This is a genomic window from Ensifer oleiphilus (assembly GCF_013371465.1).
Classification (GTDB): Bacteria; Pseudomonadota; Alphaproteobacteria; order Rhizobiales; family Rhizobiaceae; genus Ensifer; species Ensifer oleiphilus.
Map to the genome: position 1 here is coordinate 939,361 of NZ_JABWDU010000001.1, position 13,053 is coordinate 952,413.

At 62.1% G+C, this 13,053-nt stretch carries 15 protein-coding genes; 7 read left to right on the forward strand and 8 right to left on the reverse strand.

From position 1 onward, the window contains the following. The first annotated feature begins 224 nt into the window (after positions 1–224). Positions 225–2,021: a GGDEF domain-containing protein gene (locus tag HT585_RS04495; RefSeq protein WP_176351785.1), complete on the forward strand. Its 1,797-nt coding sequence runs from the start codon at positions 225–227 to the stop codon at positions 2,019–2,021. Between the two features lie 111 nt (positions 2,022–2,132). Beyond that, a complete protein-coding gene (locus tag HT585_RS04500) occupies positions 2,133–3,134 on the forward strand; it encodes an NAD(P)H-quinone oxidoreductase (RefSeq protein ID WP_176351786.1) in 1,002 nt (333 codons plus the stop codon). Positions 3,135–3,403: 269 nt separating this feature from the next. On the opposite strand, the gene HT585_RS04505 is transcribed toward HT585_RS04500, so the two are convergent. Continuing rightward, positions 3,404–3,889 carry an NUDIX hydrolase gene (locus HT585_RS04505; protein ID WP_176351787.1) on the reverse strand — a complete coding sequence of 162 codons (486 nt, stop codon included), beginning with the start codon at positions 3,887–3,889 and terminating at the stop codon, positions 3,404–3,406. Positions 3,890–3,984: 95 nt separating this feature from the next. Beyond that, on the reverse strand, positions 3,985–4,722 hold the full coding sequence (locus HT585_RS04510) for a DUF3750 domain-containing protein (RefSeq protein WP_176351788.1): 738 nt from the start codon (positions 4,720–4,722) through the stop codon (positions 3,985–3,987). Positions 4,723–4,794: 72 nt separating this feature from the next. Here HT585_RS04510 and HT585_RS04515 point away from each other — a divergent pair, with 72 nt between their 5' ends. Further along, positions 4,795–5,802, forward strand: a complete 1,008-nt coding sequence (locus HT585_RS04515; RefSeq protein ID WP_176351789.1) for an asparaginase — start codon at positions 4,795–4,797, stop codon at positions 5,800–5,802. A gap of 78 nt (positions 5,803–5,880) precedes the next feature. Here HT585_RS04515 and HT585_RS04520 read toward each other — a convergent pair whose 3' ends face one another. Beyond that, a complete protein-coding gene (locus HT585_RS04520; protein WP_176351790.1) occupies positions 5,881–6,633 on the reverse strand; it encodes a DeoR/GlpR family DNA-binding transcription regulator in 753 nt (250 codons plus the stop codon). A gap of 94 nt (positions 6,634–6,727) precedes the next feature. Between HT585_RS04520 and HT585_RS04525 the strand changes: the two genes are divergently transcribed. Beyond that, a complete protein-coding gene (locus HT585_RS04525; protein ID WP_176351791.1) occupies positions 6,728–7,099 on the forward strand; it encodes a DUF4406 domain-containing protein in 372 nt (123 codons plus the stop codon). A gap of 115 nt (positions 7,100–7,214) precedes the next feature. Here the strand turns inward: HT585_RS04525 and HT585_RS04530 are convergent, their stop codons facing one another. Next, complete coding sequence (locus HT585_RS04530; RefSeq protein WP_176351792.1) at positions 7,215–7,946, reverse strand: DUF4198 domain-containing protein; 732 nt, start codon at positions 7,944–7,946, stop codon at positions 7,215–7,217. A 139-nt stretch (positions 7,947–8,085) separates the two neighbouring features. Between HT585_RS04530 and HT585_RS04535 the strand changes: the two genes are divergently transcribed. Further along, positions 8,086–8,706, forward strand: a complete 621-nt coding sequence (locus tag HT585_RS04535; RefSeq protein WP_176351793.1) for a glutathione S-transferase N-terminal domain-containing protein — start codon at positions 8,086–8,088, stop codon at positions 8,704–8,706. 67 nt (positions 8,707–8,773) lie between these two features. On the opposite strand, the gene HT585_RS04540 is transcribed toward HT585_RS04535, so the two are convergent. Continuing rightward, positions 8,774–9,700, reverse strand: a complete 927-nt coding sequence (locus tag HT585_RS04540; RefSeq protein WP_176351794.1) for a bestrophin family protein — start codon at positions 9,698–9,700, stop codon at positions 8,774–8,776. Positions 9,701–9,951: 251 nt separating this feature from the next. Between HT585_RS04540 and HT585_RS04545 the strand changes: the two genes are divergently transcribed. After that, entirely contained in the window at positions 9,952–10,530 is a 579-nt protein-coding gene (locus HT585_RS04545) for a dihydrofolate reductase family protein (protein WP_176351795.1), read from the forward strand. Between the two features lie 40 nt (positions 10,531–10,570). Here the strand turns inward: HT585_RS04545 and HT585_RS04550 are convergent, their stop codons facing one another. Beyond that, a complete protein-coding gene (locus HT585_RS04550) occupies positions 10,571–10,957 on the reverse strand; it encodes an MmcQ/YjbR family DNA-binding protein (RefSeq protein WP_176351796.1) in 387 nt (128 codons plus the stop codon). Next, entirely contained in the window at positions 10,954–11,163 is a 210-nt protein-coding gene (locus HT585_RS04555; protein ID WP_176351797.1) for a hypothetical protein, read from the reverse strand. The genes HT585_RS04550 and HT585_RS04555 overlap by 4 nt, the downstream gene beginning before the upstream one ends. A gap of 90 nt (positions 11,164–11,253) precedes the next feature. On the opposite strand from HT585_RS04555, the gene HT585_RS04560 reads away from it, so the two are divergent. Beyond that, a complete protein-coding gene (locus HT585_RS04560; protein ID WP_176351798.1) occupies positions 11,254–12,195 on the forward strand; it encodes a LysR substrate-binding domain-containing protein in 942 nt (313 codons plus the stop codon). A gap of 35 nt (positions 12,196–12,230) precedes the next feature. Here the strand turns inward: HT585_RS04560 and HT585_RS04565 are convergent, their stop codons facing one another. Continuing rightward, positions 12,231–12,890: a glutathione S-transferase family protein gene (locus HT585_RS04565; protein ID WP_176351799.1), complete on the reverse strand. Its 660-nt coding sequence runs from the start codon at positions 12,888–12,890 to the stop codon at positions 12,231–12,233. Between the last annotated feature and the right edge of the window lie 163 nt (positions 12,891–13,053).

The window sequence follows — 13,053 nt, forward strand, 5'->3', positions numbered from 1 at the left end:
TGCGCCCGTTATCGCATTCGACCGAGCCTGCTGCGGCCCATTTTCGCAGTTGCGGAAAATTTGATGAAACTGCTGATTTTATTAGAGAGTTCGACAATGACCAGCACTGGCGAAGCTGTCACATAGCTTTCATCAAAGCTTCATATTGGGGAAAGACTTCGTTGACCGTTGGCCGCCATCCTGCGGCCGTCCGATCGTCCGTTCCCAATCTTCTGGAGCCCGGCATGTCCGCCGCCCCCGCCGAAATTCTCTCGCTTCGCCGGTTCGGCGACGACCAGATCGTAACGCTTGCAAAGCTTGTGATCGAAAGCGCCTTCCAGCCGATTATCGAAGCGGCAACCGGTGCCGTCTTCGGCTATGAGTCGCTGATGCGCGGCTTTCAGAAGCTGGGCTTTACCTCGCCTTTGGAATTGCTCGACAAGGCCGAGGAGGCCGGCCAGTTGCTGGCGCTTGAGCATATGATCAACAGCCGAGCAGTCGCCGCCTTCGCGACGCTGCCGGAGTTTTCCACTCGCACCCTGTTCCTGAATTTCGATTCCCGCCTTGTCGGCGGTGAAAACGCCATCGTCGAGCGCCTCGTCAACCACCTGAAACGCGCCAACATCGCGCCGTCGTCCTTGTGTTTCGAGCTGTCCGAACGTTTCGACAGCGGGAAGATGCCGGATTTTTCGGCGCTGGTGCGCGAACTGCGGCTGGCCGGTTTCAAGCTGGCCATCGATGATTTCGGTGCCGGTTTCAACGGCTTGAAGCTGCTCTGCGATCAACCCGTCGACTACGTGAAGATCGACCGTCATTTCATTTCCGGCATCGACGCCGATGCCCGCAAGCGCCACCTCGTGCGTCACACCGTCAACACCGCCCATGTGCTCGGCACCCGGGTGATTGCCGAGGGTGTCGAGACCGAGGCGGAGTTCCAGACCTGCCGCGATCTCGGCTGCGACCTGGTGCAGGGCTATTTCATCGCCCGGCCGACGACGCATCTGAGTGAATTGCAGCCGGCCTATCCACACCTGGCCTTAAACGGCGGCGGCCACCGGTCGTCGGCGACGCTCGACAGCATCCTCATCCGCAAGCAGATCGAGCAGTTGCCGGCGGTGCGCGAAAGCGACGAGCTCGAATCCGTGTTCGATCTCTTCCGCCTCAATCCACGCCAGGCGTTCTTTCCGGTGCTCAACGCCAATGGCGAGCCGCGCGGCATCCTGCATGAGTACCACGTCAAGGAGATGATCTATCATCCCTTCGGCCGCGACCTCCTGAAGAACCGGCTCTATCAGCGCCGCATCTCGCATTTCGCAAGCCCGGCGCCGATCGCCGATCTCGATACGCCAGCTGACGAGATGCTGAAGATCTTTGCTGGGATGGACGGCAGCGACTGCGTGATCCTGACCGAGAACATGCGCTACGCCGGCATCCTTTCGGCGTCGTCCCTCCTGAAGATCATCAACGAGAAGCAGCTGAAGACGGCGCAGGAGCAGAACCCGCTGACCGGGCTGCCCGGTAACCGCGCCATCCGCGATTACGTTCAGGATGCGATCCTCGACGGTGATCAGCCGCGCTATTTCTGCTACTGCGACTTCGACAATTTCAAGCCGTTCAACGATACCTACGGTTTCCAGAAGGGCGATCTGGCGATCACCCTTTTCGCAGCCCTTCTGCGGCGGCACTTCATCGGCGAGGAAAAATTCCTCGGCCATGTCGGCGGCGACGATTTCTTCGTCGGCATCAGCGGTTGCTCCGTCGATGATCTGCAGACGGTCCTTCACCGCCTGCTGGACGATTTCGCCTCCGATGTGCGCCAGCTTTACCTGCCGGAGCATCAGGCCGAGGGACGCATCAGCGGTCATGGCCGCGATGGCGCGGCCAAGGATTTTCCATTGATGCGTTGTTCGATCGCCGTTCTCGGGCTGCCGGAGGGCTTCGTCTTCTCGGACGGCCAGGCCGTCAGCGCGCGGATCGCAGAGATCAAGTCCCGCGCCAAGGCCAGCGCCAGCGGCCTCGTTCTGGAGGCGCTCGGCGTCTGACCGCCCATCACCCGTCAACGGGCGGGGGGGCGCTAACAGATCCGAGATCGGTCTTCCCGCAGGACGCGTCGAGCGCTAGGTTTGGCGCTTTAAAATCCTTGAGGTATATCCATGTCCCTTCCAGCTGAAATGACCTTCATCGATCTTCCGTCCCCCGGTGGTCCGGAGAACATGCAGCTCAAGACGGGACCGCTGCCGACGCTTAAACCCGGCGACATTCTGCTGCGCGTCGAAGCCGCCGGCATCAATCGGCCCGACGTGCTCCAGCGCAAGGGCGACTATCCGCCGCCGCCGGGAGCAAGCCCGATTCTCGGGTTGGAGGTCGCCGGTGAAGTGGCGGCGCTCGGCGAAGGCGCACAAGGTTTTTCGATCGGCGACAAGGTCTGCGCGCTCGCCAATGGCGGTGGTTATGCCGAATATGCGGCGGTGCCGGCGACGCAGGCGCTTGCCTGGCCGAAGGGGTATGACGCGGTGAAGGCGGCGGCGTTGCCGGAGACGTTCTTTACCGTTTGGGCCAATGTCTTCGATATGGCAGGGCTTAAGGCTGGGGAGACCATCCTCATTCATGGCGGTTCGAGTGGCATCGGCACCACGGCGATCCAGCTGGCAAAAGCATTGGGCGCAGAGGTCTTCGTCACCGCCGGCAGCGCCGACAAGTGCCGGGCCTGCGAGGCGCTCGGCGCGAAACGCGCGATCAATTATCGCGACGAGGACTTCAGGTCGGTGGTGCTTGAGGAAACCGGCGGCCGCGGCGTCGACGTTATTCTCGACATGGTCGGCGGCCGCTACTTCGACCGCAACATCGGCTCGCTTGCCAAGGACGGGCGGCTCTCGATCATCGCCTTTCTTGGCGGAGCCAAAGTCGAGGCCGCCAATATCGCCCCGATCCTGACCAAGCGCCTGCACGTCATGGGCTCGGCACTCCGCCCGCGCACGGCGTCGGAGAAGCAAGTGATCCGCGACGGGCTGCTGGCATCCGCCTGGCCGTTGCTGGAGGCGGGAAAAGTGGCGCCGGTCATCCACGCCGTGCTGCCGTTCGAACAAGTGGCAGACGGACACCGGATGATGGAAGAGGGCGATCACATCGGCAAGATCGTCATGACGATGCGCTGACGTACGACCTTCGTCGATCTTGCAATCCCGCGAAAATCACCTACCTTGGAACGATCGGTAACGAACAGAAAGGAAGGTGATCCAATGTCTAATGAGATTTCGGTCGTCGTGACAGGCATGGGAGAGGTGAACACGTCGAGGCAACCTTCGACCTGATCCCCGCCTTCCTTCGGGTCCCAAACCCGGGCCAGCCACTTGGCCAAAACTCATGGAAAGGGTCGCCTAGCGCGGCCCTTTTCCATTTTTTGCCACCCTGTAGGTGACCGCCCTCAGCCGTTGGCGGCTACCACTTCCGCTTCGCGGATTTGCAGCCAGGCACTCGGTTCGCGATCGACGAATTCCTCTTGAATGTGCCTCAGAACCTTCCGTTGCCCGGCAAAGGGCACCAATCGAACAGCTTCGTCGAAGGTAGGCCACCTGAAATCGCTGTGCTCCGCATTGAGCGTTACGATCGCCGTAGAATGCACGTAGCCGACGAAGACGGGCAGAAGGCTGATGGCATTGCGGTCGGCCTCATAGAATTGCTCGCAAATGTCGGCGGAGTAAAACCGGGTCGGGCGCAGCCCGGTTTCCTCATTGACCTCGCGCAGCGCCGCCTGCCAGGCGGTTTCATCCGCCTCGATCGCGCCGGCGATCTGGCACCATTCTCCTTCGAGCGATCCGTTGCGGCGCAGAAGTAGAACCTCGTGCGTGTCGCCGGCCTGGCGCAGCATGACGACGGAGACGGCGAAGCTTCTGATCGGAATTTCATGCATGGGGAGGTCCTTGTCGCAATGGCGGCGGGACCATGCAATGTCCGATCCAATTCTTCAATTGCATCCCGGTCTGATATTCCTGGGAATGGGTGCCGTCAGATGCCGAAACGCCCGAGTGCCGGGATCTTGATGCCTGGATTGGCAATGTCGAGACCGGCAACGAGGCCGAAGAAATGCAACTCCAGGCCGCTGCGCATGCCCGCCGAAATACCCGCAAGGCCATAGAGCGTCGCATGCAGATCGCGCCCATCGGCGTCGATCTGGAACAGTTTCCCCTCCGGCAGGTAATCTCGCCCAACCGCGTCCGGCGGCAGCACCGCATTGAGCTCCGGTACAGAGCGCAGCACATGGGCAACGAAGGTGTTGGAGTTCGGCCCCGGCCAGATCCGGTAGCCGCCTGCCGATGAATAGGGGTAAGCCGCGATCGCTGCTTCGATCTTCGGGATCAATCTGCGAGCTTCGGCACCGCTTGCGGTCGCAACAAGTCGCGGCTCGTTCGAGTACCAGCGGGCATCCGCCGGATAGGCGTTCTTGCGGATCGGCTTGCCCCAGCCGACCTTGTCGTAACGGTTATAGCCGTCGTCCCCCTGTTCCTTGGTGACGATCCAGGCGTGGCTGGCGACGGCACCTTTCAGGCCGCCCGTGGTGGCGGAGAAGATGTAGACGGCCGCATCCGGGCTTTGTGCCGGCTGCGGCAGAATGCCCGCCGACGACCAATCCGCGTCTCGCCAGCTCTGCGGGCGCTCCTTCATATACCACCATCCGGCCGAGGCGAGCGCCGGCAGGAGATAGATGACCAGAAAGGCGGCAACGAGCCTGCGGACGAATTTCATGTAAGCCCCGGTTTCCTGTTGTTCGATTCCTGCTAAATGCATGCACCAATCTAGGAAATTTGAGGGCAAGGCATGTCGAATCCCGTTCTCGTCGAAGTCACACGCGGCAATCTGGTCGAAAGCCGCCACCGCGGTCTGGTCATTGCCGTGGACGCTGATGGCCGGACGATCTTTTCGCTAGGGGATACCGACAGCGGCGTGTTCCCACGCTCGGCCTGCAAGGCGATGCAGGCGCTGCCGCTGATGGAAAGCGGAGCGGCCGATGCTTACGGCTTCGGCAACAAGGAACTGGCGCTTGCCTGCTCGTCCCATTCGGGCGAGCCGGAGCATGTGGCGCTTGCCACGAAGATGCTGGCGGCAGCGGGGCGGGACGTCTCGGCGCTCGAATGCGGCGCCCATTGGTCGTCCGACCAGAAGACGCTGATCGGTCAAGCCCGTTCGATGGAGGCGCCGAGCGCGCTTCACAACAATTGTTCCGGCAAACATTCCGGCTTCGTCTGTGCCTGCAGCCATTCCGGCACCGAGGTGAAGGGCTATGTCGGCTATGACCATCCGCTGCAGCAGGAAATCCGTGGCGCGATGGAAAGTCTTACAGGCGCGATCCTCGGCCGCGACAATTGCGGCGTCGACGGCTGCTCGATCCCGACCTATGCCGTGCCGCTGAAGGGGCTTGCGCATGGTTTCGCCAAGATGGCGACAGGCGTCGGTCTCGCGCCCGAACGCGCGCGCGCATCGAAGCGGCTGATCGAGGCCTGCATGGCCGAGCCCTTTTACGTCGCCGGCACCAAGCGCGGTTGCACGCGGCTGATGGAAACGGCGCCCGGTCGGATCTTTGCCAAGACCGGTGCCGAAGGCGTGTTCTGCGCCGCGATCCCGGAGAAGGGCATTGCCATCGCCGTCAAATGCGAGGACGGCGCCACCCGCGCGGCAGAGGCGATGGTTACCGCCACGCTTGCCCGCTACTTCCGGGACGAGCCCGAAGTACAGGCCGCGCTGATGGCGCAGGCCAACCACACCATGAAGAACTGGAACGGCATCGCGGTCGGCGACGTCAGGGTGACGGACGCCTTCTCCGCCTGATCCATCGGAAGGATGCGCTGACTGGGATCCCGGTCACGCCTCCTTCGCACAGCTCTCGCGCCGGCCAATATTCCGCCCTCAGGCGGTCAGCAGCGTCACGCCCTTGTCGCGATAGGGCTTGAGGGCATCTTCATTCATGTCTTCCGGCACGATCAGCCCGGCAATGTCTTGGACGTTGGCGACGTGATGTGGCGAGGCCGCGCCGAATTTTTCGGAGGTGGCCACGACGAAGGTCTCCGCCGCCTGGGCGAGGATAGCGCGCTTGACCGCTGCCTCTTCGTAGTCGCCGGTCGAAAACCCGTGGACCGGGTGGATCGCGGTGACGCCGAGGAAGAACATGTCGACGCGGATAGCGGCAATCGCTGCGACCGCGGCTGCACCTGTCGCCACCATCGAGTGCTTGTAGAGCCTGCCGCCGATCAGGATAACGTCTGCGTCGTGCCGTTCGAGTTCGGCCGCGATCGTCGGGCTGTGGGTGACGATCGTCAGCCGCATTTCGCGCGGCAGCGCTCGGGCGATTTCGGCGTTGCTGGTGCCGCCATCGAGAAAGACCGTTTGTCCCGCAGACACAAGTCCGGCCGCCTGGCGGCCGAGCCGGCGTTTGACGTCGCCGGCAATCTCCTGCCGGGCGGCAAAACTGGGCAGGGCAGGCACCAGCGGCAGCGCGCCGCCATGCACCCGCTGCAGCAATCCTTCGGCTGCCATCTCTCGGAGATCGCGGCGGATCGTGTCTTCGGAAAGCTGTAGTTCATCGGCCAGACGCTTGGCGACGAGCTCGCCATCGCGCTCCAGCCGTGCCGAGATCAACGCCCGTCTCTGTGCGGTCAACATACATTTCGCTCCTTGACTCTTCACGATATTGCACGAATTATCATGAATATTCCAGAATAATCTGGATATATCGTGCAAAAGTATGGAGAAAATCATGCTGATCCTGATTGCAGGTCCCTATCGCTCGGGGACAGGCGACGACCCGACCAAGATGGCGGAAAATTTGAAACGGCTGGAGGAACCGTCCTACGCTCTGTTCAAAGCCGGTCACGTGCCAATGATCGGGGAATGGGTGGCGCTGCCGGTCTGGCATGCCGCCGGCGGCGCCAGGATCGGTGACGCCCTTTACGAGGAGATCTTCCATCCCGTCGCCGGGCGGCTGCTGGCGCTCTGCGATGCCGTGCTGCGCCTTCCGGGTGACAGCAAGGGGGCGGACAACGATGTCCGCATCGCTAACGAGCGTGGAATTCCGGTTTACTACAGCCTTGAAGACGTGCCCGGCTGCAGTGAAGCGCGGGTCGCCTGAGTGAAGACGGCCCCGGTGGGCATGGTCTACCGGGGCCTCGATTGCCGGGACGCAAGTCGCAAGCGCGCCTCTCAGCGGCTTGGCCAGGCACGTTCCGTCAGGCGGAAAGGCGTGACTATTCGTGCACGTGCGGCTCGGCGACGAAGGTCAGCGTTGCCGTCAGGCCCTTCTTGTCGGCGGCCGGGTCGCCGTCGACCGGAATGGCGTGGCTGACGGCGAGAATGTTGACGCCGGCATTGCGCAGGGTCACTTCGGCTTCGCCCTTCGCGTCCGTTTTTTCGGATACGAGCTCCGGCAGTCCGGCGTAGTCGATCGTGATTTCCTTGCCTTCGAGCGGCTTGCCGTCAAGCAGCAGGCGGACGCGAAATTTTTCGCCCGGCTTCAGCCCGATCGGATTGTCGAGCGGCACGATCTGCAGCGGCTGGGCCGGGAAGGCCGGCATGTCGCCATGCACATGGACGAGTGCGATGCTGTATTTTACCGAGTGGCTGGCCTGCTTGGCGCCTGGGACCTCGCTCTTCGGCTTGTTGACCCATTTTCCGTCGGCACCCTCGCTCCAGTAGCCGTTGTCGAATTCAAGCGCGAGCAGGGCCGGTTCGCCGTCGAGTTTGAGCAGCGCATGGGTGCCGGCCGGCTCTATCGTGACAGGCAGGGCCTTGCCGTCTTCGCCGAGCGCCGAAACGGATTTCACCTTTGCCGGATCGTAGGCTTCGTCGGCGGGGCCGTGGCCGTATATGACGGCAAGATCACCCCAGCGCTCGCCGATCCAGGCGCCGTGTGCAAATGCCGGCGTGGCCGCGGTGGCCAGCAGGCCGGCAGCAAGCAAGGTGGAAATGAAGGTCTTCATGAGCAACTCCAAAATTATGTTATAACGTTACAATCACGTTCTATTGAAGTCGGATTTGGCTTGTCAACCGGGACGACTTCATTTCTTCTGCGGCCGATAGGCGGCGGCAGGGTCGCCGTTGGATAGCAAGGAGCGTAACGTGCTGAAATTGTTCTACACCCCGGGAACCTGCTCGCTGGCCTCCCACATAGCGCTCGAAGAGACTGGCATCGACTACAGCGCCGTTCCGGTCGATTTTTCCAAGGCGGAGCAGACCAAGCCCGACTATCTCGCAGTCAATCCGAAGGGGCGCGTTCCGGCACTGGTTACCGATCGCGGCACGATTACCGAGACCCCGGCAATCCTGACCTACATTGCCCAGAGTGTTCCACAGGCAAGGCTTGCGCCGCTCGACGATGCCTTTGAATTTGCGCGAATCCAGTCGTTCCTGAGCTACCTCTGCTCCACCGTGCATGTCGCTCATGCCCATGGCCGCCGCGGCTCGCGCTGGGCGGACGACCCGGCGGCGCACGAGGCGATGAGAGCCAAGGTCGCCTCGAACATGACGGATTGCTTCGAACTGATCGAGACCACCATGTTCGCCGGCCCCTTCGTCACCGGCGAAACCTACTCGATCGCCGATCCCTACCTCTTCACCATCGCCGGCTGGCTCGAGCCGGATGGCGTCGACCCGGCGCGGTTTCCGAAAATTGTCGATCACCGCAACCGCATGACGCAACGGCCGGCGGTTGCTCGGGTTCTGGCTTTTCTAAAGGATTAAGGTTCCGGGCTAGCGATTCTTGCGTGCTCCGTCCGCTTGCCGATGCTTATCCTGGGAGGTCACCCGGTTACATCAACATGTAATCCTTCGGTTTCGGCAGCTCGGGTAGGTCGGTTTCTCCAAGCGCCTCGCGCATATTGATCTCGATCGTGTCGGCAAGCGCCACGATTGGCAGGTCGTTCGGCAGCGTGCCGAACGGCTCCTCCAGTTCGTCGCCAAGCGCGTCGAGGCCGAAGAAGGTGTAGGCGACCAGTGCGGTGACGAACGGCGTCGCCCATCCCAGCGCATCGGCAAAGCCGAAGGGCAGCAGGAAGCAGAAGAGATAGGCGGTGCGGTGCAGAAGCAGCGTATAGCCGAAGGGCACCGGCGTGTTGCGAATACGCTCGCAGGCGGCAAGCACCGCCGACATCCGCCCGACCGTGCTGTCGAGCATCATCAACTGAATATCGCTGATCCTGTCGGTGGCGCGCAACCCAGCTAGAATGGCGCCGATTTCGCGCAGCAGCAGATCGGGGGCATTTCGGCTGGCCTTGTAGGCCGGCAAGAGTTCTTGCGGCAGTCTCTTCAACGCCTTGTCAGGCTCGCTGCCGGGCCGCAGATGGCAGACCAATGTCTGCGCAAAGACGATGGCCAGATTGATTAGACGCATGCGGGCGTTGTTCACGCCATCTGCCTCACGCGCGTCGAGGAGCAGCGTCTGGCGGGCAAGATCGCGGGAGACGAAAATCAATTGCCCCCAATCCTTGCGCGCCTCCCACCAGCGGTCGTAGCAGGCATTGTTTCGAAAACCGAGAAACACCGAAAGGGCGATGCCGAGCAGCGCGAACGGTCCGCTGTTGACGCTCGGCACCATCGCCGGAAAGGCCTGGTGCGACCAGACGACGCCGGCAGAGAGTGCAAAGACGAACAGCACCTGCGGGAAGATCCGCTGGATGACCGAACCGCGCAGGATGAAGAAGAGCTTGAGAAGGCTGGGGCGGTCGCGAACGATCATTGACGGGCACCTGTGCGGCAAGGATTGAGCATCGGTATAGCCGGTACGAGAAAATTGGAAGAGCGCGCGATGCCGCTCTTCGCCCGCAACGGCTCCTTGCTGAAGCTTCACGCCTAAACGCGTGGTTTGCCTGCCGCCGCCTTCATCGTCCTTTGTGCTGTTTCGTCGGCCTCCTGAAAAATGCTGAGGCACTGTGTCGGCATTCGGCCACGCCACCCGTCCTTGGTGAGAGGAACGAAGAGGAGGCCGAAATGCGCAAGGTTGTTGCCGGTATGCAAATGAGCATCGATGGCATGATCGATGGTCCCACGGGCTATGCAGACTGGGTGGATTCCTGGTCGGATACGTTTGACCTGTTGCCCGAAATCGATGCCTGCGTGCTCGGAGGCGGCATGTATTCAGGCTACGAGCAATATTGGAGCGCGATCAAGGCCGATCCGCGCAGCCCGCTCGAACTCACCGGCAACCTCCCGACATCGGAGGAGATCGAGTATGCCGATTTTGCCCTGAACACGCCGCATTATGTGCTGTCCAACACGCTCGACGGTGCGCGTTGGGCGAACACGACGGTGCTGCGCGACGCGGGCGACGTCGAGGTTCTACGGCGCAAGCCCGGCAAGACGATCTATGTCGTCGGTGGTGCGCAGACGGTGTCCGGCCTGCTTGACCGGGGCACGATCGATGAATTGCGCCTGACGATTCATCCGCTGGTCGTGGGGGAGGGCAAGGCGCTGTTCGCAACGGTCGCGCAGCGGCATCGTCTGCAGCTCAGCGATGCGAAGTCCCGCCCGGACGGAACGGTCAGCCTCATATACAGCGTCGGCAAATGACCAGTCTGCTCGCTTTGGCTGGAAGGCCAAGCGTTGCGCGTTAGGCCGGAAAGTCGGCTGACAATCGGCGCGGTGCCTTCTCTCGCCAGGCGGCGATCAGCCTTTGGGTGAGGCTGGCGTCGTCGATCGCTTGAAGACGCACCAGCATCGCTGGCCATCCCTTGTAGTGATCGGTTTCGAAGAAGAGGGCCGGTTCGAGTTCGAGCAGCATTTCCTTTTCTTCGAGCGCGCACATGACCACGAGCGTTTCGGCATCCGTCAGGCGCACAAAACTCTTGCCCTTCACCAGCAGAGCCGGCGTGCCATAGGAAGTCCCGAGCGACACCTCCGGCAGGCCGGTGCTTTCGGCGAGCTTCACGACGCGGGCAAACGGCCCGTCAAGGTCCGCGACCGGCGTGCCGTTGTGCGCGGCGGGTCGGTGGCTCATCGACCACCTGTCGGCACGCAATCGCCGCTGCACTCCACAGCCTTCGGCCACGGCCAGCCGGGAAAAGGCAGGTCGCCGAGTTCGCGCCCGTCCATGCGTTCGAGATCGGGATGTCGCAAGGGATCGCGCGCCCAGGAGAGCAAGGCGTCCTGGCGGGTATCGGTCAGAAATCGGGTCGGTTTCAACAAGGAGAAAATCTTCAGCATGGCGGACCATCCTTTCGATGTTTCCAAGCATCCGCCTGTTTGGCCAAAGTTTCAATTGAGATTGCCGAGCGGCAGGTTTAGAAAAACTATATGAAGGAACTGAATGCCATTCATCTGAACGGCTTGCGCGCGGTCGAGGCGGCCGGTCGGCTGGGGTCGCTGGCCGCGGCCGCCGAGGAATTGGCGGTGACACCAGGGGCCGTCAGCCAGCAGATCGCCAAGACCGAGGCGCAGCTCGGACGCATCCTGTTCGAGCGCACGTCGCGCGGGCTGGTCCCCACGGATTTCGGCCGGCTGTTTCTGACGCGGCTGAGCAGTGGTTTTGGCGAGCTCGCCGAGGCTGTTGCCTCGGCACGACGGCGGGATGAATCGGTGTTGACGATTTCCGTTGCTCCGGTCTTCGCTGCCCGCTGGCTGGTCTACCGGCTCAACCGTTTCGCCGAGCGCCATCCTGATATCAGGCTGCGCATCGACGCGACCACGAGGCTGGTCAATCTCGATACTTCGGATGTCGATGTCGGTATCCGCGTCGGCGAAGGGCGCTGGCCCGGGGTCAAATCGGAGTTGTTGCTGGAGCAGGAAGTCTTCCCGGTTTGCTCACCGGCGATGGCCGAAAACCTGCGCGAGCCTGCAGATATTCTAAAGATCCCGGCGGTCATCGACGGCCATTCGATGTTCTCCTGGGAGGTGTGGCTGCGCGAGGTCGGGCTTTCCGGTGCCGAACTGGGGGTGCGCCACACCTTCAACGAGGCCTCGCTGGTACTCGATGCGGCGATCGCCGGCCAGGGTGTTATGCTCGCCTGGCAGACGCTTGCCGGTTTCGCCGTGACCGAAGGCAGCCTCGTCGTTCCCTTTGGCATCCGGGCCAGGACCGGCTACGGCCATTATTTCGTCAGCTCGCCTTCGAGGCGGGAGAGCAAGGCTACGACCGCCTTCAAGCGCTGGGTGCGCGACGAGGTCGAAGAGGGCATGCGACTGCTCGACCTCAAGGCGCCACGTGCCAATTTTGAACCCGTGCCGGCGAAAGGCTGATTTGCCTCGGCACTCCTGAGGCTTGATGCGGAAAGCTACACCGCCTCCTGCGACCGGGCCTCCATCATCGCCTTGAAGGCCGGGCGCGACTGGCAGCGCGCAAGCCATGCCTTGACCCTGGGATGCTGGTCGAACAATTGCGTCTGGCTCATGGCATAGCGGAAGACCTCGGCGACGTTGAGGTCGGCAACGGTGAAGCGGTCTCCGACAACATGGTCACGGCCATCGAGATGCTTTTCGAGAAAGGCGAATGCCTTGCCCAATGCGGCAACAGCCGCCGCGACCTTGGCTTTGCCTTCATCGGTCGTTTCGGTGCCGGCGTCGTAGGTCAGAATGATGCGCACGGCGTGCGGCTCGACTTCGGTGGCCGCCCACATCGTCCAGTTGCCCATCAGAGCTTCTTCTCTAATGTCGGCTGGGGCAAGTGGCCCGCCATACTTGCGGGCGAGATAGAGATTGTTGGCAAGCGATTCCGTCAGGACAAGGCCGTCGTCTTCGATCGCCGGGATCAGGCCCATCGGGTTGACGGCAAGGAAGCTTGCCGATTTGGTGTTGATGGGCGCATCGTCCGCCAGCGGATCGGCCAGCCGATAGGCCTGTTTCACGGGAACGGATTTGAAGGGAATGCCCAGCTCTCCCGCCATCCAGTAATTGCGCGATGCGCGCGAGCGATAGACGCCATAGATCGTCAGCATGTCCGGTTTCCTCCCGCCGATTGCCTGCCCTTGTCATAAGCACTCATGGGTCGAACAAGAAGCGGCATGCGCTGATATCCCGCATGAATTCTTTTGATGAAACGATCGCTGCGGCGCCGCGACCGCTTGTCTTTCAAGTGTTCGCGCTCTAGCAATCCCGGCA